Source organism: Paenibacillus sp. FSL W7-1279 (genome assembly GCF_037969845.1).
Taxonomy (GTDB): Bacteria; Bacillota; Bacilli; order Paenibacillales; family Paenibacillaceae; genus Paenibacillus_AQ.
The window spans coordinates 1731321-1755459 of record NZ_CP150215.1; the positions used below are offsets into that span (position 1 = coordinate 1731321).

Genomic DNA, 24139 nt, shown 5'->3' on the forward strand with positions numbered 1-24139 from the left:
ATCACCTCGACTATTAGACAATCAAATGACGGATCGGTTCCCGAATTTCCCGCAAAAAAATTGAAACAATTTAATCTGCAAATCGTTGTATGAATAACAGGTATGCAGGAATCGAGGAAGGGGAGAAGTCCTATGCATTTATATTTTAAGGATAACTTTTTTAGCTCGGGTATAACAGATATTATGGATAGGGAAGGCAGTGTCATAGGAAGTCTGGATTTGAAGAGCGCTTTCGGCTCCTCGCTGGACGTATATAACGCTTCGGGAGATCCGGTATGCAGCGGGTCGTTTCGATTCTTCTCGAACAAATGGAATATTACTGGCGGCAATGGGGAAGAACTGGGCCTGCTGCGCATGCGGATGAGTTTTTTTACGAAAAAATTCGAATACGATGCGGGATCGCGGGGCGTATACGAGATCACTTCGCCTGCTTTTTCCAATGAGTATGAAATAACGGATGATGCCGGAGGGGGCATCGCCTCTTTTTCCCGCATTAGCGGCTGGCTTCAAGCCGGAGCCTATCAGCTTCAGAATGAGAGCGACGTTCTTGGTGACTGGGAGCTTGTTGCCGTCGTGATGGGCATTCACCAGATACGCAAACGCAACAACAGCGCTGCCGCATCGAGCTCTCATTAAGCTCAAGGGAACCCAGATTTAGATGATGAGAGGAGGAAGCAAAATGGATGAAGTCAGCGATCATCTGGATTATGGATTGACTCTTGTATTTATCGGTTTTAATCCGAGTTTGCGATCCGGGGAGGTCGGTCATCATTATGCGAACCCTCGCAACAATTTTTGGAGGATTCTGCATAAATCCGGTTTGACCCCGCGCTTATATGAAGCCGCTGAGGATGGGGAATTGCTTAAGCTAGGGTACGGATTTACCAATATTGTAGCCAGGCCCACAAGGGGGGCCGAAGACATAACCCGCGAAGAGTACAGGCTCGGTAGAGAGACGCTGCGCGAGAAGCTGGCCAAGTACAGACCGGAGGTTGCCTGCTTTGTCGGCAAGGGCGTGTATACCGAATTTAGCGGCAAAGCCAAGGCGGATTGGGGAATTCAGCCGGACTCCGTCATTGACGGCGTGCGTGAGTTTGTAGCTCCTTCTTCCAGCGGACTGGTGAGAATGCCCATGGATGAGATTATCGGAATTTATCGGCGATTGCATGATTTTATATCGAGGAATGAGTACTGAACAGGAGTGTACGACAAGAACCATTCATGGGTGGACAATGAAAAAGAGGAGCGTCCAGGAGACCCGGTTGCCGGGTTCTTGGTGCTCCTCTTATGGATATAGAAAATATAAGCTTTCAGTGAAGTGAAGGCGTTTAGGCTGCCATATTACGGACGCTTCAGCAGCGCAGGATCAATCCTTGGCACAAGCCCTTCATCGGCTGCGCGGTTCAGCAGGGCTGAAATCGCGGCATAACCATCCTCGCCCAGCTCCGCGGTAAATGGATTGACGTACAGGTCGATGTGAGCATCGGCGACATCCGGGTCCATTTCCTGAGCGTGATGGAGGACATAGGCCCGAGAGTCCTCGGGATGTTGCCAGGCGTATTCGACAGAGGAGCGGATCCAGTTCGAGATGCTTGCCAGATCCAGCGACCTGCGGGCCACAATGGCTCCCAGAGGAATAGGCAGATTGGTATCGGACTCCCACCAGCTGCCCAGATCCGTCATCATCTTCAATCCATAAGACGAGTAGGTGAACCGTGCTTCGTGAATGACAAGCCCGGCATCAATCGCTCCATCCCGGACAGCCGGCATAATCTGATCGAACGGCATCACCACGATTTCGCCAAGCCCTCCGGGTACGTTCTGTGCGGCCCACAGACGGAACAACAGATAAGCCGTGGAGCGCTCGCTTGGAACGGCTACCCGCCGGCCGGACAAATCCGCAGGGCTGTCAGGGGTTTTACCATCCGTCAGCTTGTCCGCTGTCAGAACGAGCGGCCCGCATCCGCGGCCAAGTGCTCCTCCGCAGGGCAGAAGGGCATATTCATCCAGCACCCAGGGGAGCGCGGCATAGGATATTTTTAAGATATCATGTTCTCGATCTTCGGCTGCCCAGTGATTGGTGATATCGATATCCGCATAGGATACATCCAGCTTGGGGGCGCCTGGAATCCGTCCGTGAACCCAGGCATGAAATACAAATGTGTCGTTGGGGCAAGGGGAAAAAGCGATTTTCATCGTAACACCTCCGGTAGTAATGAACTTGCGGTCTCAAGCGCCTGCAGCGCCTCCTTGATCTTCCATGCACTGCGGTCCCGCGGACCGACCTGATTGGAAATGGACCGGATTTCGAGCACGGGCACACCGACTGCAGCGGCAGCGGTGGCCACGCCGAAGCCCTCCATCGCCTCGGCTGCGGCGTCCGGTACCCGGTGGAGGAGACGTGCGGCCGTTGCGGCTGTTCCCGTCGTAGTGGAGACCGTCAGAACGGGCCCGAGGGTTACGGGAACGCCAGCATGTTGTAAGGCCTCCGCGAGTTTGCGGGCGGAATCCGGATGTGCCTGCACCCGATCCGTTCCGAAGCCGAGCTCCTGGACGCTGCTGAAGCCGTCTTCAGTTTCGGAACCGAGATCAGCGGCAATGATGGTGTCCGCAATAACGATGGAACTAACCTCAGCCTGACCGGCAAATCCTCCAGCGATACCTGCGCTGATAACCCAATCATAGGTGCCTTGAACCAACTTGCGGGCAGTCGCAGCAGCGGTTGCCGCTGGGCCGACTCCACCCGCGATGACATCAAATCCGTGAGCATGGTTAAGCCCGCGCTGCACGGCTTCTTTTTCAGCATCGACCGCCGTGACAATAAGTACGCGTGTGGATGACGGGTCTTGCGAGTTATGTGACTCGGTTATATCCACCGAGTTGGATGGGGTATGTTTCTGCATGTTATTTATCTCCTTCTTAGCTGTAACGATAAACATCGTTATCCTTTTACGTTATAACGTTCTTGTGGCGATGTAAAGTCTCGTGCATGTTAAGACTGGACTTTATCTGTAGCAGCAACTTTCCGATATAGAGTATAATGGACGGTAACTTACATACATCATGAGTAGATTCGGAGGTTGGATAGCTTTGCGTAAGAAGGGTGCGAACGGACAAGAAAGCCGGGCTAGACTACTGATTGTCGCTGCTAATGAATTTGCAAAGTCAGGATACCATCAGACCAAGATCAGCACCATCGTTTCTCGGGCTGGATTGACGCAGCCGTCATTCTATTTGTATTTTGAGAGCAAAGAAGCCGTGTTCAAGGAGCTGGTGGAGAAATTTCGAGCTGAGCTCAAGATCCTGCTCGAGGGCAGCAGATTGGAAAGTGGAATCGATGAGAATCATGTGACCGGCCGTTTGCAGAGCGTACTGACAGGGTTGTTCGCCTTTCTTGGCAAAGACCCGGATCTGACGCAAATCGGTTTTTTTATTGGGGATGACGCGGTGATCGTAAAGTCGGAAATGGCAGCCATGATTGAGCAAAATCTGAAAGCTGAGCAGCGGGACGGGTATTTTGACGGTGAATCCGATATGCATATCGTTGCGGAGTGCTTGGTCGGTGTCATTGAAAGACTGACCTCGCAGCAGCTTCTGACAGGCAAGCGGACTCCTGAGGATCTTGCGCGTCACGTGGTGAGTTTATTTATGCACGGTATCAGCATTTATCCAGCTAAGCGGGCTACATAAGGCAATGAAATTCAATGTACAAAAATAAGATAATTAACATATCAGAAACAGGCTGCAACATGGTTAGGTTTAACTGTGGACGGTCTGTTTTTTGCTGCCGGCCATAGCCAAATTTTAGCAAGGGTTTGATCTTTTTCAAAGAATTGCAGTATATTCATTATACGTTATGTAACCGATTGCAACTGAAGATGGCGAACGAAGGATCAAGGATCGGGGGACTTATTCATGAAGAAGATGATGCTGGTGTACGGTGCGCTTCTATTGGCTTTTTTCACCTATGTCTTCATGTACAGGCTGGAGGACAAGCGTTCTTCCGCTTGGGAGGAGGGCGGCCTGCACGGCAGCATGGGTGAGAATTATGTTATGGTGACTTTTCAATCCGGTATGGAATACTGGAAAAATATTCTGAAGGGCTTCGAGGATGGAGGGGATGCGCTAGGCGTAACTGTCGATTATCGCGGCTCTACACAATACGACGTGGAGGAACAGATCACTGTTCTGGAACAAGTGATTGCCAAAAAGCCTGCCGGTATCGCCCTGTCGGCCATCGATTCCAAAGCGCTGACGTCGACAATTAATAAAGCCGTGGATGCCGGGATCCCCGTCGTGCTGTTCGATGCGGATGCGCCTGACAGTAAGGCCTATTCGTTCCTGGCAACCAACAATTACAACGCTGGCGTTGCGGCCGCGGACAAAATGGCGCAGCTTCTCGGCCGGGAAGGGGAGATCGGGATTGTTACCCAGCCCGGGCAGCAGAATCATGATGACCGTTCCGAAGGCTTCAGGGACACTTTAGAGCAGCGATATCCCGGCATGTCCGTGGTGGAGATCAGGGAAGGCAAAGGGGATACCCTCGTTGCCAAAGAGGCTGCTGCCGACATGCTGGATAAGCACCCGGATCTCAAAGGGATCTTCGTAACGGAGGCCATCGGCGGAATGGGCGTGGCAGATGCCGTGATCGGCGCGGATAAAGCAAACCGAATTACCATCATCGGATTCGATACGAATAAAGGAACGCTGGACCGGATTTCCGATGGAACCATCGCGGCAACGATCGCCCAGGGGACGTGGAATATGGGCTATTGGTCCTTGCAGTATTTGTTTCATCTGCATCATGGTCTTACCGTACCGGCCCCGACGCTCGGCAATGACGTATCTCCGCTTCCGACAAGGGTGGACACCGGGATTTCCATTGTGACCCGAGAGAATGTGAATGATTATTATGCAAAATAGAAACAGAGCGGAATCCTGGCGCGAAGGCATGTCGCGGTGGCTGCGGTTCGGGGATTTGCCGCTGAGATACAAGCTCGTCATTTTGTTCCTCATGGTTGGCATCCTGCCCTCAATCGCGCTGAGTGTCCTCGTCAATTGGACGGTTAACCGCATTGTGGATCAGCAGGTAACCTCGAACACCATTCAATTGATCGGAAAGGTCAATCAGACCCTGGACAATGATATGGAGAATCTCCAGAACATTACGTATTTGATCGGATTTGACCCGCGCACGGAACGATTTCTGAATGGGGAAATTCAAGGGGACAAGCCAGCCGTTGGAACCGAAGATACGGGTGATTCCGGCCCGCGAACCGCCTCGGTCAAGCAGGACAATACGGAGAATTATGAGATTAAGCGGTACCTTCAAGGCTTCACGACGCTGTACCCGGAAATCGCCTCTATTCTTCTGGTCAATCGCGAGGGAGAGTATATCAGTAACGAAATGTACGCACGCAGTCCGGCAAGTTTGACGGAGGAAGAATGGTACCGCGAGGCTGTTTTAAATGAAGGGATTTTTACCGTGCTTGGCCATCCGGCAGAGCGTAATGTCACCACCCATGTTCATTACGGCAACGAGGAGCTGGTATCGGTCGTTCGCTCGATTGTGGATCCGGATACGAGGGAAGTAACCGGTGCGGTATTGATCGATTTGAAGCTGCGGGCAGTCGCGAGAGCGGTCCGGGATGTCACGCTTGGAAAAAGCGGATATTTGATGGTGGCAGAGGCCGGCGGCTCCAGCATCTATGCTCCGGAGGATTCCATCATTCCGTCCATTCCCCCCTCGTGGTTTCCGGAAGAGGACAGCGGCGCCTTGATCCGCGAGGTGAACGGGGAGCGTCTGCAATTGATATACGGCACCTCCTCATTTACCGGCTGGCGGACGATCGGCGTATTTCCAACCAGCGAATCGGTGTATGAGGTCCGGGAGATTCGTTTTTATATGATTTGTTTCTTGTTTGTGGTGTGTTTGTTTGGGGTTGCGGCATCCTATACGCTTTCACAGTCGATATCCAGACCGATCTGGCAGCTCATGTCCTTCATGCAAAAAGCCGAATCCGGGGATTTGACGACCCGTTACTGGGGAAACCGGCAGGATGAGGTGGGTATGCTCGGCCGCAGCTTTAACCGCATGCTTCTGCAGATTCGAAAGCTGATGAAGCTGAGCGAGCTGCGGGAAAAGCAGAAGCGCGAAGCGGAGCTGCGCAGCCTGCAGGCTCACATTAAGCCGCATTTTCTGTACAACACACTGGATACGATTCATTGGATGGCCCGCAAGAAAGGGGCGGACGATGTATCGAATCTGGTGGAATCCTTGTCGCGGCTGTTTCGGATCGGGCTCAGCAAAGGGGATGATATCATTCCCATGTCCGACGAATGGACGCATATCAGCAGTTACCTGCAAATACAGAAAACGCGTTACCGCGACAGGCTGCAGGTTGAGATGGAGCTTTCGCCAGAGGCTGAGAAATTGTACGTGCTGAAGCTCTTACTGCAGCCGATCGTGGAAAACGCGATATACCACGGCATTAAGGCCCGTAGAGGGCCTGGGCGAATTGTCATCAAAGCCGAGGTGAACGGAGACGTTCTTCTCCTTAGCGTCCAGGATAATGGGGCCGGCATGTCTTCTGATCGGCTGGAGGCGCTTCGCAAACAGCTTGCCGACCCGGTAACGGCCATGGAGGCGACGCCGGGAGAAGGGCTGGACGGAAGCCGAAGCTACGGCATGCTGAATGTGCAGGCACGTATCAAGCTAACGTTCGGCGATGAGTACGGAATCACGATTGACAGTACAGAGAACGAGGGAACCACGGTAGTGATTACGCACCCGCTGGTGCATGCCGTTCCTTCGTCCTCCGATCATGATGGGAGAGACAGGTTATGAAGAAAGCGTATCAAGTCTTGATTGCCGACGATGAGCCGATTATCCGCGAAGGCATTCGGGATGCGGTCGACTGGGAGGGACTCGGCATGGAGGTGGCTGCCGAAGCGGAGGATGGCGAAGAGGCGCTGGAGCTTGCGCTCAACCAACCGATTGACATTATGCTGGTCGATATGAATATGCCGTTCCTGGACGGCATCGGGCTTATGAAGCGGATGAAGGAAGAACGTCCCGAATGCCGGTTCGTCATTATTACTGGCCATGACGAATTTGCTTATGCGCAGGAAGCGATCCGGCTCGGGGTTAAGGATTATATATTGAAGCCGGTGAATGCGGATCACCTGATCCAGGTGCTGGGCAGCGTTCGGGATGAGCTGAACGACCATCAAATCCAGGAGAACTATCTTAAGAAGGCGTCCGAGCAAATCGAGAAGAACATTCCGCTGCTGCGGGAACGGTTCTGCCTCGAATGGATACATGGCCTGCTGGATGAGGAGGAGGCGCTCGAGCAGCTGGAATTCCTGGGACTGCCGCCTTGCCGTCCATCCCGGATCGGCATCGCCAGATGGACGGAGATGACGGCTCCGCAGCCTTTGATGAAAGAAAGCGACCGGCAGCTGTATCTGTTCGCGATGGAAAATATAATCGCTGAACTGTTTCATCCCGCGCCCTGCGTTTTGTTCCGGGATCACACCGGATGGATCGGCATCTGCTGCTGGGGAGTAGCGGATTCGAACATTGCGGCCGATGCCGAGCAGCTGATCCACAAGTACTTAAAGCTGGCTGTGAATGTACATCTGGAGCCTGTTTCGGAAGAAGCGGACGGCGCGGTTGCAGCCGCCTATGAGGCTTGCCGGGAAGGGGTGTTCAAGGAGGCGCAGCTCTCTCCGCTGGTACGGCGGGCTCGCCAGCTCATTCAGGAGCAGTATGCCGTTCGGGAGCTGACGCTGGAATCCTTTGCCCATGCCTTGCAGGTTTCGCCCGTCTATCTGAGCCGGACGCTAAAGAAAGAACTGGGCACGTCTTTTATCACGCTCATGACCCAGACGAGGATTCAGAAAGCAATCCAGCTGCTCAACTCCACCGAGCTTAGCATCCTGGACATCGCGGAGCGGGTCGGGTATGACAGCCAGCATTATTTCAGCACGGCTTTTAAGAAGGTGATGGGGGTATCGCCGAACCGGTACCGCAAAGGGGCGACGGTTCAGGAAGAATAAGCGGTTGAGTTAAGGCGATAGCCTCTGTTTTGTTGGGATAACCAACTAAACAGAGGCTTTTTTTATGCAGGCAACCGCTTGAGACATGCTGTGTACGGAGCCGGGACGTTAAGCAGCCATGTACACACTCGCGCGAATTCCAAACAACAAAAGTATGAAAATTATAAAAAAGGTTGTTTTCGTGGAAAGACCCCTCCACCCGTTGGGAGGTATCCTTTGTAGTACAGAGAGGCTTTTCGAACCTTCGGTTGTAAGCGCTCTCGATTCCATTTTTCGGAAAGGGGAACTACCGATGAAGAGAGGATTGCCAGGATTGCTGATCGCGGTGCTGCTCTTGGCCCTGACGGCCTGCAACCTCGCCGAAAGCCAAACCGGCGATGCTGAGAAGGGATACGTCGGCCTTGCGATGCCAACGAAATCATCCGAACGCTGGGTGGCTGACGGAAAGAACATGGAGCGGCTGTTTCAGGAAAAGGGATATAAAACCGATCTTCAATTCGCCGAGGACGTGATTGAAAACCAGATTTCCCAAATCGAGAACATGATTACGAAAGGGGTCGACGTCATCGTCATTGCTTCCATTGACGGCAATACGCTGACAGACGTGATCAAGAAGGCTCATGATCAGGGAATTAAGGTTATCGCTTATGACCGGTTAATTCGAAATACCGAGCATTTAAGTTATTATGCCACCTTCGACAATTTCCAGGTCGGTGTTCAGCAAGCATCTTATATTGAAGAGAAGCTTGGCCTGAAGGAAGGGAAGGGGCCGTTCAATATCGAGCTGTTCGGCGGATCGCCGGACGATAACAATGCTTACTTCTTCTATGACGGCGCGATGTCCGTGCTGAAGCCTTACATGGATTCAGGCAAGCTTGTGGTTCGGAGCAAGCAGACTACGATGGCCCAGATTGCGACCCTGCGCTGGGATGGGGCTTTGGCCCAGTCGCGGATGGATAACCTGATCAGTGCCAACTATTCGAGCGAAAATTTGGATGCGGTGCTGTCGCCCTACGACGGGATCAGCATCGGCATTATCTCTTCGCTCAAGGGCGTAGGCTACGGGACGGCGGCCAAGCCGCTGCCGATCATCACGGGTCAGGATGCGGAGCTAGCTTCCATTAAATCGATCGTGGCCGGAGAGCAAACGCAGACGGTGTTCAAGGACACGCGCCAGCTCGCCGAACAAGCGGTCAAGATGGCGGAGAGCGTGCTGAAGGGAGAAGAGGCCGAGGTCAACGATACGGAATCGTACGATAACGGCATCAAGGTCGTGCCAGCCTATCTGCTCCCGCCCGTATCCGTTGATGCTTCCAACGTGGAGAAAGAGGTTGTGGAGACGGGCTATTATTCCAAGGAAGAAATCGGATTGAAATAGCCTTTAGGCAGCGAACACGAAACGATAGGAAGGTGAAGCCAGATGTCAGAGTACATTCTTGAAATGCGGAATATTACGAAAGCGTTTCCCGGGGTGAAGGCGCTGGATAACGTGAACCTGAAAGTTCGCGAAGGCGAAATCCACTCCCTGTGCGGGGAGAACGGAGCGGGCAAATCCACGCTGATGAAAGTGCTGAGCGGCGTGTATCCACACGGCTCGTATGAGGGAGATATTTTGTTCAAAGGCAGCGTCTGCCAATTTAAAGATATTAAGCAAAGTGAAGTCCTGGGCATCGTCATCATCCATCAGGAGCTTGCGTTGATCCCGTATCTGTCGATTGCCGAGAACATTTACTTGGGGAACGAGCGCGCAGAGAAGGGCATTATGAACTGGAACGAGACGATGATCGGAGCTAAAGAGCTGCTGGATAAGGTGGGACTCAGCGAAAACCCAAACACGCAGGTCGGCAGCATTGGCGTCGGCAAGCAGCAGCTGGTCGAAATCGCGAAGGCCTTATCGAAGAAGGTGAAGCTGCTTATTCTGGACGAACCGACGGCAGCGCTCAACGAGGACGACAGCGAGAACCTGCTTGAGCTGATGCTGGAATTCAAGAAGCAGGGAATCTCCTGCATCCTGATCTCCCATAAATTGAACGAGGTGTCAAAGGTATCGGACTCCATTACGATTCTGCGCGATGGTCAGACCATCGAAACGCTCGATATGAGAGGCGGCGAGGTGAACGAGGACCGGATCATCCGCGGCATGGTCGGCCGGGATTTGACGAACCGCTATCCGGAGCGGACACCAAAAATCGGGGAAGTCATTCTGGAGATTAAGGATTGGACGGTGTATCACGAGCAGCAAGCAAGCCGCAAAGTAATTGATAAAGTTAATATGAATATCCGCCGGGGGGAAATCGTGGGCATTGCCGGGCTGATGGGTTCCGGCCGGACCGAGCTTGCGATGAGTATTTTCGGTAAGGCATACGGCAGGAATATTACAGGAACATTGCGCAAAGACGGGAAGGAAATCCGGAATCAATCTATTACCGAGGCGATTGAAAACGGCTTTGCTTACGTGACCGAGGACCGCAAGGAATACGGGTTGATTCTCATGGACGATATCAAACGTAACATCTCGCTGACCGGACTGTCCAAGCTGGCAAAGAACATGGTCATTGATGAACGGGAAGAAATCCTCGTGGCGGAGGATATGCGGAAGAAGCTGAAAATCAAAACGCCGAACATTCTCCAGAAGACGGGAAACCTCAGCGGGGGGAACCAGCAGAAGGTTGTCTTGAGTAAATGGATATATGCCGAGCCGGACATTCTTATCCTGGATGAGCCGACGCGGGGGATTGACGTTGGGGCCAAATACGAGATTTACGCGATCATTAACCAGCTGGCGGATGAGGGCAAGGGCGTGCTTGTCATTTCCTCGGAGCTGCCGGAGATTATAGGGATCTGCGACCGGATTTATGTCATGAGCGCGGGACGGCTGACCGGAGAAGTTAGCAGAGAGCAGGCTTCGCAGGAAACCTTGATGAGATACATGACCAAGAATGGAGGGGCTTAAGATGGAGACACTCAAAAAAATGTTCAAAAACAACATCCGCCAATACGGGATGATTATCGCCCTTGTTGTCATTATGATATTTTTCCAGATCATTACGGGCGGACTTCTGCTGGAGCCGATCAACATCACGAACCTGATTCTCCAGAACAGCTACATCCTCGTATTAGCCATCGGCATGGTGCTTGTCATTATTACGGGTCATATCGATTTGTCGGTCGGTTCGGTAGCCGCGTTCGTCGGTGCGGTTGCAGCGATCATGATGGTCGATATGCAGCTGCATCCCGTCATTGCCGTCATCGTATCCTTGATCGTCGGCGGTCTGATCGGAGCTTGGCAGGGATTCTGGGTGGCTTATGTGAAAATACCGGCTTTTATCGTAACCCTGGCGGGCATGCTCTTGTTCCGCGGTCTAACCATGATCGTGCTGGAGGGCCAATCCATTGCGCCGTTTCCGGGAGGCTTCCAGAAGCTGAGCTCCGGCTTTATCCCGGACTTCGGCAATACCGGCACCAATCTGATCGCCATTCTGGCGGGCATCGTCTTTACGGTTATTTTCCTGATCAATGAGCTTCGCGAGCGAAAATCGCATAAAAAATACAACTTCGAAGTTCTGCCAAACGGCTTGTTCCTCTTGAAGCTTATCCTAATTGCAGCGGTGATCAATGCCTTTACGTTCATGCTGGCCAGTTATGCCGGCCTCCCGAACATTCTGATTCTGCTGTTGGTGCTGATCATCATCTATTCCTTCGTGATGAACAAAACCGTGATGGGCCGTCATATTTATGCGCTCGGCGGCAACGAGAAGGCGGCGGGGCTGTCCGGCGTGAAAACCAAGAAGGTCACGTTCTGGGTATTCGTTAATATGGGCGTAATGGCAGCGATCTCCGGGTTGATCTTTGCCGCCCGCTTGAACGCGGCGACGCCAAGAGCCGGCACGAACTTTGAACTGGATGCCATCGCGGCGAGTTTCATCGGCGGCGCATCGGCCACCGGCGGGATCGGTACGGTCTTTGGCGCCATCATCGGCGGTCTTGTCATGGGCGTGCTTAATAACGGGATGTCGCTGGTGGGTCTTGGCATCGACTGGCAGCAAGGCATCAAGGGTCTGGTTCTTCTCGCGGCGGTAGCCTTCGATATTTATAATAAAAAGAAGAGCAGCGCTGCTTAATTCAAAGCGATGTAAATGATAAATGGCTGATTCCGGAGTAGATATGCTGCTACCCGTGAATCAGCCATTTTGGCGTACATGTTACATTTTGATCGTAACTCTTCGCGTGATCAGCCGAATCAGAATAAGCGCAATCAGGATGACGATCAGGGAGCCTGCAAGAGAGACCGGCAGCGTAACGGAAAATTCAGTCGTGACCGGCAGCCACTGTTCCCATATGGAAGCCAGCTCGAATTGCCATAATGCATCCATGAAGGCGATCAACACGAGGGCTAAGGCGATCCACCCCAAGCCGCGAATCCAGCCAAACCGGTAAAATCCGGATCCAATCATCCATCCCATCAGATAGTAGATAAAAATTTGGACGCCGTAGGAGACAAGTATCAGCAGCCAGTTGTTATCGAGCTTCTGCATCAAGGTGCTGCTGGCATCATGGGAGGTAACCATCCCGATGATCCAATTGATCAGACCCACCACGATGGGAAAGGCCAATGATAGATAGACGGCCGCCAATGCGGCTCCTTTAAAGAAATCCCTGCGCGTAATCCCGTTTCTTACATAATAGCTCAGAAAGCCGTAGGCCGAAATGATGCCGATGACGAGCATAAATCCTTTGGTTGAACGGTAAGTGATAGAGAAGAAGTCCTCCTCTGCGATTCCTTCGCGAACATTGACACCCATGCTGGTACCGATGCCGACTCCAATATAGATCAGCAGCACAACAAATAGAAAACCCAAGGACCAGCTGCCTTGCTGAATAAACATGTCCGTCGAAACTCTGGTTACGGCAGATGACGTTTTTTTCATGCGGAATATTCCTCCCCCGTCAGATGGATAAACAAGTCCTGGAGTGAGATCGGCCCGATCTCAAGTCTCGCCCGATGTGCGGCCAGCTGGGCTTCCTCGCCTAATTCTCCATAGACCATGACGGCTTTGGTAGAACCGAGCTGCTGCACGTTCAGCACCTTCATACCCTGGATGTATTCATCTACCTTTGCCGCCGGGCCCGTAATGGAAACGCCTCGGGATGTGAGGCTTTCATAATCGTCTTGCAGCACGAACTGGCCTTTGTGAATGATAATGACTTCTTCGAACAGATAATCCATCTCCGAAACCAGGTGGGTGGAGAGAATGAATGTACGGGGATGGCGCTCCTGGTCTTCCAGCAGCTCCCGGTAAAAAATTTCGCGTGACGGCGCATCCATGCCGAGATAAACCTCATCCAATATGGTCACCGGCGAGCGGCTGGCAAGGCCGATGCATACGTTAAAAGCGGATTGCATCCCTTTGGAAAGCTGCTTCAACTGTTTATCCAAGGGCAAATTGAATTTGCGTGCAAGCTCAAGGGCATATCCGGTATCGAAATGGGGCCGGTGTCTGGCTACCGATTCAATCGCTGCCTTGACCTTGTCGGTCTCGTCTTTATAGTCGATATCGTAGATGAAGGAGACCTCCTTCATGATTTTTGCATTTTCAAACGGCTGCTCACCGCCGACCGTAACCGATCCCGATGAGGGTTCACGAAATGAAGCAAGAACAGACAGAAGCGAGGTTTTGCCTGCTCCGTTCCGCCCCAAGAGACCATAAATTTTGCCGGCCGGGAGATGCAGCGAAACATTGCGGACGGCTTCGAGGTCACCATATACCACCGATAGGCGATCAAACTGAATATCAAGATTCATGGACGTCACTTCCTTTTAACTGGGTTATGATTTGAAAAAGCTCATCCGTGGATAAGCCGAGTTTGTCTGCTTCCTGTACCATAGGCACCACATAATGTTCCGCAAATGCACTCTTTCGGGTCTGGAGCAGCATTTCCTTGGCCCCCTCTGCAACAAACATGCCGACACCTCGCTTTTTATAGATGAGTCCGGAATCAACCAGCAGGTTGATGCCCTTTAATACCGTGATGTGATTGATTTTGTAAAATTGGGAGAGCTGCGTCGTGGAAGGAACCTGTTCACCTTCAAGCAGTAGATCATTCACGATCTGGTCCTCGATCTTCTCCTTGATCTGGATGAACAGGGGCTTATTATCTGGGTGTACGGTACCGCTCAATAAGAATCACCGCCTTGCCTTCATGTCCTGTTAAGGTTATATACTCATATATATGACTATATAACCAAAAGGTGAATCGAATGTCAAGCATTTAGTTGGATATCACGAATCATCAAAAGTTTTGGTAGAGAACAACGTCAAAAATGCCGACCAGAACGATCTGGTCGGCATTAATCTAAAAGGTGATGCGTAAGGTTTGACGGACATGCGCTGCTTAGCCGTTCACTTTGCCTCCAAAGTCTCGGAAGCGTCCATGGGAGGGAGTTTACCCCGTTTTAAATCACGGATCGTCAGTCCAAAATCGATCTGCAGATGCGGATAATCCGGGAAGTTGGCCCAATCGCCGCCCCACTGGAAGCCTAAATCTTTGGCAATTTCCACAACTTCCATCCAGTCAGCCTTGCCGTTTCCGTTCCCGTCATATTCCATATCCCAGATGACGCTTCCATCCTTTAGCCTTAGCGCAAAATCAATCGCAAGTCCATAGTTGTGGAGGGATTCTCCGGCCTTGGCATTCGTCACGATGTCGCCCTCAGTGCTGCGCCCCTGATTGTAGATGCGGGTCTGCTCTTCATGGCTGCGGTAACCGTCCGTTATGATGATCGTGATTCCTTTTTTCTTGGTGAGGCGGACAAGCTCATTTTTTTGCTGTAATACATAGGGGTGGAGCTGGGTGACTTCAGGTGTTTCTTTACTGTTAAAATCAAAATCGAGATCGTTGATGAATCCCGGTATGGAGGTTTGCAGCTGCATATAAAATATGGCGAGTAATAAGGCAGCAATCAGGAACAGTGTCGTTTTTTTGCGTTTGATCATGAGGACTCTATAATCTACCTACTTTCATATGATGGCTTACTCTATTATATCGGCATCCCGTCCCGTATTCCAACAGACGGGACCCCCTGACCAGATATCGACATGAATAGCAATCCATGGTTTATCGCATCCTATTCATAAACATGTACGCTATCCGGAAAAGGGGGAATTGCAATGAGCAACATTCAAAATATGTCGATGAGACTCAACCAGCTATCGGGCCAATTGACCGCTGCAGCGCAAAACGGGGGAATGAGCGAAGTCGGGATGATCGTAAGTGAGCTAAGCCATATCCAAGCCGAGCTTCAAAGCGCCCAGGCAGGGGTTACGCCTGAAACTTCTTCTGCCGTCCGGCAGGAGCTGGTGAATTGCCGAATGGTCTTGCATGGGATGATGAACGCAGTGCAGGATATCCGAACATCTATAGCGGAGCAGTACCGTCAGGTGCTGGGCGAGAACAAAACGGCATTCGAGCAAATGGACGAGACTGCGCAGCAGAGCGGGTACGCCGAAGCTTATCGACATCGTCAGCTGTTCCAGCAGATGGACCAAGTCAGCCAGCAGCTTCATCAGCTGGACGGCTCGATGCTGGACGCAGGTTATCAGATGGAGCGGGGACAGGTGGCCGGCGACAGTCTGAATGGAGCCGTAACGATTGAGGGGCTGACTTCCGGTACCGACGACAACGGAAGTTTGATGTGAGACTGCTCGATCGGAGGGACGGAACAGGATAACAGGTTTAGGCAGGGTTCGAAATTTTGCAAGCAATAAAAAGGAGCTGCGCGTATAGCGCGGCTCCTTTTGCGATTGAGTTTATGTCCTTAGGCTTTCCGCCATTCCTCGACAGCATTATGCAGACGAGACAACGCCTCATGGACGGTGGCGCGCGTGCAAGCCAGGTTCATGCGCATGAAACCTTCGCCTTCCTTCCCGAAGGCCGCCCCGCTGTTTAATCCAAGCTTCGCCTCTTGAACCAGGAAGCGATTTAAGTCCTCGTGGGACATGCCCATTCCACGGAAATCAATCCACAGCAGGTAAGTAGCCTCCGGTATAACCACCTTCAGCTCGGGCAGATGCTCCTGTGCGTAATTCGCAACCAGCTCCATGTTCCCGCGGATATAAACCAGGAGTTCATCCAGCCAAGGTTCGCCCTCACGGTAAGCGGCCTCGGTGGCGGCGGCGCCCATCGGCGTAATGGAGCCGATGGCGTAACGGTTCAGTATTTTGCGGAATTTGCTGCGCAGCTGCGCATTCGAAATGATAATGTTTGCCGTGTTCAGACCGGCGATATTAAATGTCTTGCTTGGCGCGGTGCAGATGATGGAACGCTCTGCGGCATCCTCGGACAGAGCAGCGAATGGCGTATGCGCCCCGGATTCAAACACCAGATCCGCATGGATTTCATCGGATACGACAAGCACATCGTATTGCTGGCAGAGAGAAGCCAGTCGCTCTAATTCTGTTCTGCTCCACACCCGGCCCACCGGGTTGTGCGGACTGCACAGAATGAGCATTTTGATTTTGCCTGTAGAAAAGCTCTTCTCCAAGTCTTCGAAATCCATCGAGTAATCGCCGTCCTCACTTCGAAGCAGCGGATTATGCACCAGCTCACGGCCATGGTCTTGAACGACGCTATAGAACGGCGGATAGACCGGCGTCTGGATGACGACTTGATCGCCCGGCTCGGTGAACGCATCCACGATCAGGCTGAGTGCCGGAACGACACCCGGACAGAATTGAATCCACTCCTGCTGAATACTCCAGCTGTGGCGTTTCTCCATCCAGTCGCATATCGCTTCACGGTAAGAGTCGGAAGGGAACGTATATCCAAATACACCATGCTCCACCCGTTGATGGAGCGCCTTTACAACGGCGGGAGGAGCGGCAAAGTCCATGTCAGCCACCCACATCGGAAGCGCATCCGGCACGCCGAAGATGGTGGGAACATTGTCCCACTTCTGACAGTCGGTACAGGTTCGGTCTATTGCAAGATCAAAATTCATATGTAAATTCCTCCTAGCAGAGATGAGTTAGCGTTAAGCTACAAATTTGGCTAATGTAATTAAGCCGGTAATTGTAATTACGTTTAGTATGGTCGATATAAGGACAGTTTGTGCAGCAAAATCAGGCTCATTCTGATATTCTTCCGCCAAAATGGATGAATTTACGCCAACCGGCATGCCTGAAGCAATGATCAGCGCTTGAGCCGGAACGCCTTTTAGCCCGAGCAGCAGCACGATCAGAATGCCGATGGCTGGCGCAACCAGCAGACGCAGCAGAACGCTGAGGTAAACATCGAGCCGGCGCAGGCGGAGCGGATATTTAATGATCTGTGCGCCAAGCGTCAGCAGGGCGATCGCGACCATGGATTGGTCCGCATACATCAGCGGCTGTGAGATAAAGACCGGGAGCGGCAACGCCAGGGCATGCAGCACAATGCCGATGACGAGGGCATAAGGAACGGGCATTTTTAGAAATCCGATGATGGCCTGTTTGTATAATCCTTCCGTCTTGGCTCCCTGAATGGAAATAACTCCGTACGTGAACGTAAGGAGGCTCTGAAAAGACATGATGAGCGCTTGTACCGAGCCGGCCATCGGGTCTCCCTTGAAGGCCAGATCATTGATCGGAAGGCCGTAGTTTCCCGAATTATCGAGCAGAAGGCTGTTGGTAAAAGCAGCTCTCATCCCCCGATTGAATTTGCGCTGCTTGGCAACCAGCATGCTGATCACGTAGAGCACGCCGATATAGAGCGCATAGAATAAGGCCACCATGCCCAGGAGCTGCGGTGACATTTTGGATTCGTACATACTCATAAATACCGCTGCAGGCGTAATGTAGTAAAAGTTGATTTTGGCGAGTGTGTACAAATCGAGTTTGAAGGCATATTGCATAATGATGCCAAAACCTATCAGGACAAAGATGGGAAGTACCACTTCTAGTAAAATGTCAGCGATCATGCTGTTGTCATCTTCTTTCCATGAGTGTAGCTTAAGGTAACTATCTGGCTGTCGTATGACGCCATGTCATTATATCATGACAACGGATTGTTGACACTTGATTCCGTATGGAAAAAAGAACAATTGTTGCTGTCCGCGTTACGGTCGCTTTATATCCAGGCTGTACGCAAAAAGGGTGCTCCCTTGGCCGATGACCAGGGAACACCCTTGAATGGCTGTAGCAATAGGTGCGTCTGTCGACGCGCCATTATTGCGGGTTGGTTGTCCAAATCCCGGCGGATTTGACAAATACCCGCTGCGGCAGCTTCAGTGCAGCGAGCACAAGCTCAGCTACGTCTTCCGGCTGCATCATCCGGTCCTCGTCCCCGATCTTCAGGCCGGCATTGACGGCAAGATCCGTGTTCACGGTGCTTGGGGTCAGTGCGGTCACCCGAATGTTGTGTTTGCGGACCTCCTGGAGCACGGCTTCGGTCAGTCCCATAACGGCAAATTTAGAAGCGTTATAGGCAGAGCCAGTGGCGAATCCGCGCTCTCCGGCCGTAGAAGAGATGTTGATGATATCGCCCATGTTATGCTCAATCATGCCGGGCAGCGCTGCGCGCGTCATGTAGTAAGTCCCCATCAGATTTACGTCAACGATACGTTTCCAGGCTTCAGGTTCCATTTCCAGCAGATTGCCGAACTGGGCAATGCCCGCATTGTTAATCAGAATGTCTACCGATCCGAGCTCCATGTTTACCGCTGCAAACGCAGCCTCTGCCTCGCTCTGCACGGAAACGTCGGCAACTGCAGCCACGGCTCTGACACCATATTGTTCAGCAACCAGGGCGCTCAGCGGCTCCAGATCAGCTGCCGTACGGGCGACAAGCCCAACGTGCACGCCTTCCTTGGCAAGAGCAATCGCCAGAGCGCGTCCAATCCCTTTGCCTGCACCCGTGATGAGGGCTGTTTTATTTTTCAGGCTCATGTACACTCACTCCTTCACATCAATAAAAAATATGGTTTCGTTGACCAGTATACCCTGTAGCATCGGCTACTACCAAATGCTTGCATTCCATCGACAGGAATTTGTTATAATCGTAGCAGCGAAAAAACGTAACGTGTTCATTATTATTTCAGGAAGTGGAGGAACAATCTATGCTGCACGCGCTGGATATCATAACCGCTTTTCGGCAGGGGGATGAAGCGGCTGCCAAGAGGTATCCATGGTTAATGAAACTGGTATCAGCCGAAGAACGAATCGTGAATCTGGAACGGATTACGTCCATTGGCCAATTGGCACATGCCAACCCCGTGCTCGATTATGTAGAACGTACATTGAAGATACTGGATTCGCTGCCTGTTTCCTATTGGATCAAAGAACTGCTGGAAGAAGTACTGGTGTGGGCGGAAACGGCCAAGGGCGGAACGATGCGGGATCGCCTTCGCTGGCAGCAGTCGGGTATGAACTTGTTCCTTCATAATATCGGGTCTGCCCAGTTATACGAGAGACATATCCGGGACGGCAACGGAACCATGTCTCCGCATGAGGAGATGGTCCATACACTCATACTTACCCATGGACTGCTCGGGCAACACATTCGCGGGGAAGTCGCTTTTGAGGAGAATCTGCCGCTGCATAAGCTTACGGAGGAAGGACGGCTGACCGCGGAGGAGTTGATCCGGCTGCTAATCCCCTTGAATCACTGCATCATCGGCGGCGTATCGGAGGAGCTCTGGCATTCCGTTCAGGAAGAAATAACTCAGCTTATTCGGAATCTTGCTGAAGGGACCGTACCGGATCGGTGGACTTACGAGGAACGGCTGCGCCGTCTTCGATCCGTTTCGATTGCCCGCGGAGAAGACTTCGATAAGCAGCTTCATGGGATTCGTGAGCAGTGTGATCTGCCAGCTGTTCTGCATGGATTTCAGGATATGACGCTCTGGTACGTGGAAGCCGCCTTGCAGGATTTCTCGTTGGAAGAATTCGTGAAGGTTCTCCTGCTTGCTCTCCATTCGGAGAAGCGGGACATGGATCAGCCGCTTGCGGAGGGGCAGGGGGATCGGCTGCTACCGGATTCGGTGAACCACTTAAGCTTTGAGCCGCTGATGAACGATATGTATTACGATTACAAAGGCGTCAAGAAGCTGAACGTATATAAGAAGAGAATGATTGAGCAATATTTGCGCCAAACGGATTGGACGTCTTGCCTTCATGGGTCGGTGATGGCCAACCCGCATCTGAGCCACCGGATTGAACGGAAGCCGGAGCTGCCGGATACGATATTTTTTACCTTCGAATTCTCGCAAGCAGCGGAGAAACTAATTGAATTTTGCATCGAAGCGGAGAAATCGCCCCTCTATGAGAAAGCGGTCCTGCTCCTGTTCGACCTATTCGGCCTTCGCCGCGACGCCTACGATAGATTTCATAACGAAGAGAGTTATTTGAGCGATATGAACAGCACGGGAGATTATAAAAAAGTGATTCTGGATTATATTACGGGAACGTCGGTGCTGGATATCGGGCCCGGAGGCGGCGTGCTGCTTGACCTGATCGAGGAACGGCTGCCGCAAGCTCGTCCGGTCGGGATCGACATCTCCTCGAACGTGATTGAAGCGCTGGAGAAACGTAAACGTTTGGAGCACAAAGCATGGGAAGTGATGAAGGGGGACGCGCTGAACCTCAGGGATTACGTGGAGCCGGGGAGTGTGGATACGGTTATCTTCTCTTCAATCTTACATGAGTTGTATTCGTACATTGAGACGGACGGTTCACGCTTCAATACGGCAACCGTGGAGGCAGCCTTGCTCAGTGCCTATGACGTGCTTGCTCCAGGGGGGCGCATCATCATCCGTGACGGGATTATGACTGAGCCCGAGGATGCCTGGAGAAGGATCCGCTTTCTTGAGGCCGACGGTATGGAATGGCTGATCCGATATGCCTCGGATTTCAAAGGGCGGGTCATATCATACGAGCAGCTGGCCGAGGCGGAAGTGCGCATGCCCGTAAACGATGCAATGGAGTTCCTGTACACCTATACTTGGGGCGCTGAAGCTTACGTTCATGAAGTGCAAGAGCAGTTTGGCTACTTTACGCCTACGCAGTATGCGGAATGTATACGCAGGACGCTAGGTCCTGAGGCGATCATCCGCGTGCAGCAGCATTATCTGCAGGAAGGATATGCCGAGGCATTGGCTGATCGAATCGAATTCATGGATGAAGATGGGAAGCCGGTGAAGCTGCCTGACAGCACTTGCTTGTACGTCATCGAGAAGCCGGCCCATTCCTAGAAGAGACAACAGGCTGTAACTTAAAAAAGAGACCCGCACGCTCATTTCAGCGTACGGGTCTTGTTTTGTTGTGTCGTTAAACCTGCCGGTATGGCCTGTATTTACAAGAGATCCGGGATGTGTGCCAATGCCATGAACTTGCGAGGCAATGCTAGTCCGAAGAGATGCTATTCCTGCTTCTTGGGATCCGGGTAATCCTTGCCGAGCGTATCAACCGTCACTTTCTTCATGACGGGAACCTCAAGCGGTTTGTCCATTTGATCCCGCTCCAAACCCACGATCTCCTCTGCGGTTTCCATTCCTTCGATCACCTTTCCGAAGGATGCGTACTGAGCATCCAGCGAAGGTGCATCCGCAACCATGATGAAGAATTGCGATCCGGCGGAGTTTGGATCCTGCGCCCGGGCCATCGATAATACGCCTGTCGTATGCTTCAGGTCATTCTGAAAGCCGTTGGACGTAAATTCGCCGGGAATAGCGTAGCCGGGTCCCCCCGTTCCGTTACCGTCAGGGTCGCCTCCCTGAATCATGAAGCCGGGGATGACGCGGTGAAAGCCTGTCCCATCGTAGAATCCTTGCTCCACCAGGGAGATGAAATTGTTCACCGTGTTCGGCGCAACCTCCGGATAAAGCTCAAGCTTTATCGTTTTGCCGTTCTCCATCTCAATGGTAACGATAGGGTGGCTGGCGTTCGGGTCCGGCACGTTCTGCTTAACCTCGGTTTCCTTCGGCGGTTCCGCTTCGGGTGCTGTTGCCCCGGTCGTCGAACCCGTTCCGCCGCCTGCGCCGCTTTCGGCTCCCTTGTCATTCTGACCGCATGCCGTCATCACGAGCAGCAGCGCCAGGATGACGAATAGGGCGGGCATCCAGCGTGTTCTGCGTTTCAACATCATTGATTCCTCCTGTATTCCTTATCAAGCCTTAAGTATTTAATCTGTATCATATTTTAGCACAGGTTGGACAAGTACTGAAAATCGAAAAAGGTGAGTATACATAATCTATAGGAAAACGTTATCGACGTAATGTCACAGAAGCCAGAGTCGGTCCTGCCTGAGTATCCATAATCAAAAAATAAGCCTCCGGACTTGTCGCAAGTCTGGAAGCTTGAGGAAAAGGAAAACGTTTAACTGTCTCTACTTCACCGGGAATATGCCCTCCACTTTGTTTAATGGGAGCAAAATCCGGGAACGGTTCTTATCCTTGGCGAGCAATTCAATAAAATCGGCTCCGATTCTGACCAGACGGATCCGGTTAAAGGCACCACGGGTAGAGAAGGTGGTCCGCACGCCTACCAGCACCGTTTTGCCCGGCGGCTTGACATCAAATACCCGAACCGAGTTGAGACTGGACGGCACAAAGAGCTCGCCCTGTACCTTGATGAAATTTTTCGGGAATACCCGCTGCAAACGTCCGGGTTGTAAACCGGTGTTCGGTGCGTTGACTTCTACCAGATGACCGGTTAAAGAGGCCAGCCGCTGCTGCAGCGTGATTTTATGTCCGCAGGGATGGATCGGCAATCCTTTCATATCAGCATCATCCTTCCAGGGTCGTATGGTGTAGTGTATGTTGGAAGGTATGACTTGGGTGAACGTAGAGGTTACATTTCCGGTGTGAAGGATCAGGAAGATGAAGAGTTTCCGCGGTTGCTCGTTTCACTGCCATCCGGCTTCTCGTGTTTGATGCTGTCGGGTATCGGGATACTGTCCGGATATGAATCCTCGACAAACAGGCCAAAATCCTCATCAATGTCGCGTTCGGTCACTAAACGTGGGTTCTCGTCAGGATGCTTCTTCATCGGCTGTTCCTCCTATCAAATCTAGTCTTTGAAATGGTTGGCTAGTATAAGAACTGATAGCTCGACCCATACTGTTTTACTATAAAAGATGTTGTATGGGAGGCATAGGCATGGAAAGAAAGGGAAACATATTAACAGCACTCATATGGGGTACCTTGATCGGCATCCTGCTGTGGATGTCATTTCTCGGCTGGCTGGATATCATATTCGGAAAATAGAGGATCGAACCCATACAAGTATAAAACCCGCCTTCCTATTAGGAGAGGCGGGTTTTGCAGGTTTAGTCGTCCTCACCATGGCTGCCGTTTAGTAGATCGGTACCGTGCATCTGTTCCGTTGGCGGGGCGGCTGGGTCCACCGGGCTGTTAGCCGCTATGGCGTCCGCATCCGGTACATCCTCCAGCGGCTGGTATTCATCTTCTTCGGTCGGGTAATTCGTAAAAATGTCCTGATTTAAAAACGCAGTTCCGCTGCCGGTTAATGAAGCGTCAGCTGCAAGCCGCCGTTCTGTATCGCCGGAATATTGGCCGATAATTTCGTCTCCGGGGCGAGAAGGGGGCTCACCTTCGACAGCTCGCCATTCCCGACTCGTTACATCATCTGCGACATCGCGAATGTAAGTTTCATCGACTGGTCGATCCCGTTCGATTCGGTCTGCTTCGGCCAGCCCCGAGGAGGAAAAGTTTCTCTCGTCGGCAATGGTCCGCTGATCGGGATCGGCACCGGTCGCTTCCCATGCATCGATGGCGCTGTGATCCGGGTTCAGACGTTCGTCAGGTTTCGCATCCGCAGGCGCAGCTTCATTCTGATCGTAGGCGATGTGGTCCGCGTCTTCGCTGCTTAGGCTTTGCTCCGTGTAGGTGTTGACGTCTCTCAGATCATCTTGTGGAATCATGTCCGTATCCTCGACTCTCCGTTTGGCCTCGAATTCCAAATATGTCAAATCTGCCAGCGTATTGCGGTTATTTTCGTCTCGCATAGGGTCCATCTCCTTCCAAGAGTTCAAATACAATAGGTTTCTATACTTCGACTTTACCCGCTGAATCAAGAATGAATCT

At 52.0% G+C, this 24139-nt stretch carries 24 protein-coding genes; 11 read left to right on the forward strand and 13 right to left on the reverse strand.

The window, feature by feature from the left end:
- Positions 1–132: 132 nt before the first annotated feature.
- Together MKY82_RS07280 and MKY82_RS07285 are read left to right on the forward strand one after the other, a co-directional pair.
- Positions 133–636, forward strand: coding sequence for a hypothetical protein (locus MKY82_RS07280; protein WP_194541378.1), 504 nt, complete (start codon positions 133–135; stop codon positions 634–636).
- Between the two features lie 43 nt (positions 637–679).
- Positions 680–1195 (forward strand): mismatch-specific DNA-glycosylase, encoded by a 516-nt coding sequence (locus MKY82_RS07285; protein WP_194541379.1) that lies wholly within the window; start codon positions 680–682, stop codon positions 1193–1195.
- Positions 1196–1341: 146 nt separating this feature from the next.
- Here MKY82_RS07285 and MKY82_RS07290 read toward each other — a convergent pair whose 3' ends face one another.
- Positions 1342–2196, reverse strand: a complete 855-nt coding sequence (locus tag MKY82_RS07290) for a 1,4-dihydroxy-6-naphthoate synthase (RefSeq protein WP_071223528.1) — start codon at positions 2194–2196, stop codon at positions 1342–1344.
- Complete coding sequence (locus tag MKY82_RS07295; RefSeq protein WP_194541380.1) at positions 2193–2903, reverse strand: futalosine hydrolase; 711 nt, start codon at positions 2901–2903, stop codon at positions 2193–2195. The genes MKY82_RS07290 and MKY82_RS07295 overlap by 4 nt, the downstream gene beginning before the upstream one ends.
- Before the next feature lie 187 nt (positions 2904–3090).
- On the opposite strand from MKY82_RS07295, the gene MKY82_RS07300 reads away from it, so the two are divergent.
- From MKY82_RS07300 to mmsB, 7 genes are all read left to right on the forward strand, one after another.
- Complete coding sequence (locus tag MKY82_RS07300; protein WP_194541381.1) at positions 3091–3690, forward strand: TetR/AcrR family transcriptional regulator; 600 nt, start codon at positions 3091–3093, stop codon at positions 3688–3690.
- A gap of 225 nt (positions 3691–3915) precedes the next feature.
- Complete coding sequence (locus MKY82_RS07305) at positions 3916–4923, forward strand: substrate-binding domain-containing protein (protein ID WP_339295825.1); 1008 nt, start codon at positions 3916–3918, stop codon at positions 4921–4923.
- The gene (locus MKY82_RS07310) at positions 4913–6847 is read left to right on the forward strand and encodes a sensor histidine kinase (protein WP_339296647.1); all 1935 of its coding nucleotides are present in this window, start codon (positions 4913–4915) and stop codon (positions 6845–6847) included. The genes MKY82_RS07305 and MKY82_RS07310 overlap by 11 nt, the downstream gene beginning before the upstream one ends.
- Positions 6844–8061 (forward strand): response regulator, encoded by a 1218-nt coding sequence (locus tag MKY82_RS07315; protein WP_339295826.1) that lies wholly within the window; start codon positions 6844–6846, stop codon positions 8059–8061. The genes MKY82_RS07310 and MKY82_RS07315 overlap by 4 nt, the downstream gene beginning before the upstream one ends.
- A gap of 292 nt (positions 8062–8353) precedes the next feature.
- On the forward strand, positions 8354–9439 hold the full coding sequence (chvE, locus tag MKY82_RS07320; protein WP_194541385.1) for a multiple monosaccharide ABC transporter substrate-binding protein: 1086 nt from the start codon (positions 8354–8356) through the stop codon (positions 9437–9439).
- A gap of 42 nt (positions 9440–9481) precedes the next feature.
- On the forward strand, positions 9482–11014 hold the full coding sequence (mmsA, locus tag MKY82_RS07325) for a multiple monosaccharide ABC transporter ATP-binding protein (RefSeq protein ID WP_339295827.1): 1533 nt from the start codon (positions 9482–9484) through the stop codon (positions 11012–11014).
- Between the two features lies 1 nt (position 11015).
- Positions 11016–12182, forward strand: a complete 1167-nt coding sequence (gene mmsB / locus MKY82_RS07330; RefSeq protein WP_194541387.1) for a multiple monosaccharide ABC transporter permease — start codon at positions 11016–11018, stop codon at positions 12180–12182.
- A gap of 81 nt (positions 12183–12263) precedes the next feature.
- Here the strand turns inward: mmsB and MKY82_RS07335 are convergent, their stop codons facing one another.
- The 4 genes from MKY82_RS07335 to MKY82_RS07350 form a co-directional block, all read right to left on the reverse strand.
- Positions 12264–12989, reverse strand: a complete 726-nt coding sequence (locus MKY82_RS07335; protein ID WP_339295828.1) for a Tat pathway signal protein — start codon at positions 12987–12989, stop codon at positions 12264–12266.
- Positions 12986–13864 carry an ABC transporter ATP-binding protein gene (locus MKY82_RS07340; RefSeq protein WP_339295829.1) on the reverse strand — a complete coding sequence of 293 codons (879 nt, stop codon included), beginning with the start codon at positions 13862–13864 and terminating at the stop codon, positions 12986–12988. The genes MKY82_RS07335 and MKY82_RS07340 overlap by 4 nt, the downstream gene beginning before the upstream one ends.
- The gene (locus tag MKY82_RS07345; protein WP_071223518.1) at positions 13854–14240 is read right to left on the reverse strand and encodes a GntR family transcriptional regulator; all 387 of its coding nucleotides are present in this window, start codon (positions 14238–14240) and stop codon (positions 13854–13856) included. The genes MKY82_RS07340 and MKY82_RS07345 overlap by 11 nt, the downstream gene beginning before the upstream one ends.
- 222 nt (positions 14241–14462) lie before the next feature.
- Positions 14463–15056, reverse strand: a complete 594-nt coding sequence (locus MKY82_RS07350) for a M15 family metallopeptidase (RefSeq protein WP_194541390.1) — start codon at positions 15054–15056, stop codon at positions 14463–14465.
- A 174-nt stretch (positions 15057–15230) separates the two neighbouring features.
- Between MKY82_RS07350 and MKY82_RS07355 the strand changes: the two genes are divergently transcribed.
- Positions 15231–15758 carry a hypothetical protein gene (locus MKY82_RS07355; RefSeq protein WP_194541391.1) on the forward strand — a complete coding sequence of 176 codons (528 nt, stop codon included), beginning with the start codon at positions 15231–15233 and terminating at the stop codon, positions 15756–15758.
- Positions 15759–15877: 119 nt separating this feature from the next.
- On the opposite strand, the gene MKY82_RS07360 is transcribed toward MKY82_RS07355, so the two are convergent.
- The 3 genes from MKY82_RS07360 to MKY82_RS07370 all read right to left on the reverse strand — a co-directional run bounded on the left by MKY82_RS07360 (position 15878) and on the right by MKY82_RS07370 (position 18983).
- The gene (locus MKY82_RS07360; RefSeq protein ID WP_339295830.1) at positions 15878–17059 is read right to left on the reverse strand and encodes a PatB family C-S lyase; all 1182 of its coding nucleotides are present in this window, start codon (positions 17057–17059) and stop codon (positions 15878–15880) included.
- A 33-nt stretch (positions 17060–17092) separates the two neighbouring features.
- Positions 17093–18016, reverse strand: coding sequence for an AEC family transporter (locus MKY82_RS07365; protein WP_194541393.1), 924 nt, complete (start codon positions 18014–18016; stop codon positions 17093–17095).
- 247 nt (positions 18017–18263) lie between these two features.
- On the reverse strand, positions 18264–18983 hold the full coding sequence (locus tag MKY82_RS07370) for a 3-ketoacyl-ACP reductase (protein ID WP_220686211.1): 720 nt from the start codon (positions 18981–18983) through the stop codon (positions 18264–18266).
- A gap of 170 nt (positions 18984–19153) precedes the next feature.
- On the opposite strand from MKY82_RS07370, the gene MKY82_RS07375 reads away from it, so the two are divergent.
- Positions 19154–21286: a class I SAM-dependent methyltransferase gene (locus MKY82_RS07375; RefSeq protein ID WP_339295831.1), complete on the forward strand. Its 2133-nt coding sequence runs from the start codon at positions 19154–19156 to the stop codon at positions 21284–21286.
- 167 nt (positions 21287–21453) lie between these two features.
- Here MKY82_RS07375 and MKY82_RS07380 read toward each other — a convergent pair whose 3' ends face one another.
- From MKY82_RS07380 to MKY82_RS07395, 4 genes are all read right to left on the reverse strand, one after another.
- On the reverse strand, positions 21454–22176 hold the full coding sequence (locus MKY82_RS07380; RefSeq protein WP_339296648.1) for a peptidylprolyl isomerase: 723 nt from the start codon (positions 22174–22176) through the stop codon (positions 21454–21456).
- 243 nt (positions 22177–22419) lie between these two features.
- On the reverse strand, positions 22420–22812 hold the full coding sequence (locus tag MKY82_RS07385) for a hypothetical protein (protein ID WP_220686208.1): 393 nt from the start codon (positions 22810–22812) through the stop codon (positions 22420–22422).
- Positions 22813–22904: 92 nt separating this feature from the next.
- Positions 22905–23081, reverse strand: coding sequence for a hypothetical protein (locus MKY82_RS07390; RefSeq protein ID WP_201259445.1), 177 nt, complete (start codon positions 23079–23081; stop codon positions 22905–22907).
- Between the two features lie 280 nt (positions 23082–23361).
- On the reverse strand, positions 23362–24060 hold the full coding sequence (locus MKY82_RS07395; protein ID WP_194541398.1) for a hypothetical protein: 699 nt from the start codon (positions 24058–24060) through the stop codon (positions 23362–23364).
- Positions 24061–24139 lie beyond the last annotated feature (79 nt).

Excerpts from the sequence above, each read along its gene's own strand:
- MKY82_RS07280 (WP_194541378.1), top strand. The coding sequence starts at position 133 with ATGCATTTATATTTTAAGGATAACTTTTTTAGCTCGGGTATAACAGAT.
- MKY82_RS07285 (WP_194541379.1), top strand. The coding sequence starts at position 680 with ATGGATGAAGTCAGCGATCATCTGGATTATGGATTGACTCTTGTATTT.
- MKY82_RS07290 (WP_071223528.1), bottom strand. The coding sequence starts at position 2,196 with ATGAAAATCGCTTTTTCCCCTTGCCCCAACGACACATTTGTATTTCAT.
- MKY82_RS07295 (WP_194541380.1), bottom strand. The coding sequence starts at position 2,903 with ATGCAGAAACATACCCCATCCAACTCGGTGGATATAACCGAGTCACAT.
- MKY82_RS07305 (WP_339295825.1), top strand. The coding sequence starts at position 3,916 with ATGAAGAAGATGATGCTGGTGTACGGTGCGCTTCTATTGGCTTTTTTC.
- MKY82_RS07310 (WP_339296647.1), top strand. The coding sequence starts at position 4,913 with ATGCAAAATAGAAACAGAGCGGAATCCTGGCGCGAAGGCATGTCGCGG.
- MKY82_RS07315 (WP_339295826.1), top strand. The coding sequence starts at position 6,844 with ATGAAGAAAGCGTATCAAGTCTTGATTGCCGACGATGAGCCGATTATC.
- chvE (WP_194541385.1), top strand. The coding sequence starts at position 8,354 with ATGAAGAGAGGATTGCCAGGATTGCTGATCGCGGTGCTGCTCTTGGCC.
- mmsA (WP_339295827.1), top strand. The coding sequence starts at position 9,482 with ATGTCAGAGTACATTCTTGAAATGCGGAATATTACGAAAGCGTTTCCC.
- mmsB (WP_194541387.1), top strand. The coding sequence starts at position 11,016 with ATGGAGACACTCAAAAAAATGTTCAAAAACAACATCCGCCAATACGGG.
- MKY82_RS07335 (WP_339295828.1), bottom strand. The coding sequence starts at position 12,989 with ATGAAAAAAACGTCATCTGCCGTAACCAGAGTTTCGACGGACATGTTT.
- MKY82_RS07340 (WP_339295829.1), bottom strand. The coding sequence starts at position 13,864 with ATGAATCTTGATATTCAGTTTGATCGCCTATCGGTGGTATATGGTGAC.
- MKY82_RS07350 (WP_194541390.1), bottom strand. The coding sequence starts at position 15,056 with ATGATCAAACGCAAAAAAACGACACTGTTCCTGATTGCTGCCTTATTA.
- MKY82_RS07355 (WP_194541391.1), top strand. The coding sequence starts at position 15,231 with ATGAGCAACATTCAAAATATGTCGATGAGACTCAACCAGCTATCGGGC.
- MKY82_RS07360 (WP_339295830.1), bottom strand. The coding sequence starts at position 17,059 with ATGAATTTTGATCTTGCAATAGACCGAACCTGTACCGACTGTCAGAAG.
- MKY82_RS07365 (WP_194541393.1), bottom strand. The coding sequence starts at position 18,016 with ATGATCGCTGACATTTTACTAGAAGTGGTACTTCCCATCTTTGTCCTG.
- MKY82_RS07370 (WP_220686211.1), bottom strand. The coding sequence starts at position 18,983 with ATGAGCCTGAAAAATAAAACAGCCCTCATCACGGGTGCAGGCAAAGGG.
- MKY82_RS07375 (WP_339295831.1), top strand. The coding sequence starts at position 19,154 with ATGCTGCACGCGCTGGATATCATAACCGCTTTTCGGCAGGGGGATGAA.
- MKY82_RS07380 (WP_339296648.1), bottom strand. The coding sequence starts at position 22,176 with ATGTTGAAACGCAGAACACGCTGGATGCCCGCCCTATTCGTCATCCTG.
- MKY82_RS07385 (WP_220686208.1), bottom strand. The coding sequence starts at position 22,812 with ATGAAAGGATTGCCGATCCATCCCTGCGGACATAAAATCACGCTGCAG.
- MKY82_RS07390 (WP_201259445.1), bottom strand. The coding sequence starts at position 23,081 with ATGAAGAAGCATCCTGACGAGAACCCACGTTTAGTGACCGAACGCGAC.
- MKY82_RS07395 (WP_194541398.1), bottom strand. The coding sequence starts at position 24,060 with ATGCGAGACGAAAATAACCGCAATACGCTGGCAGATTTGACATATTTG.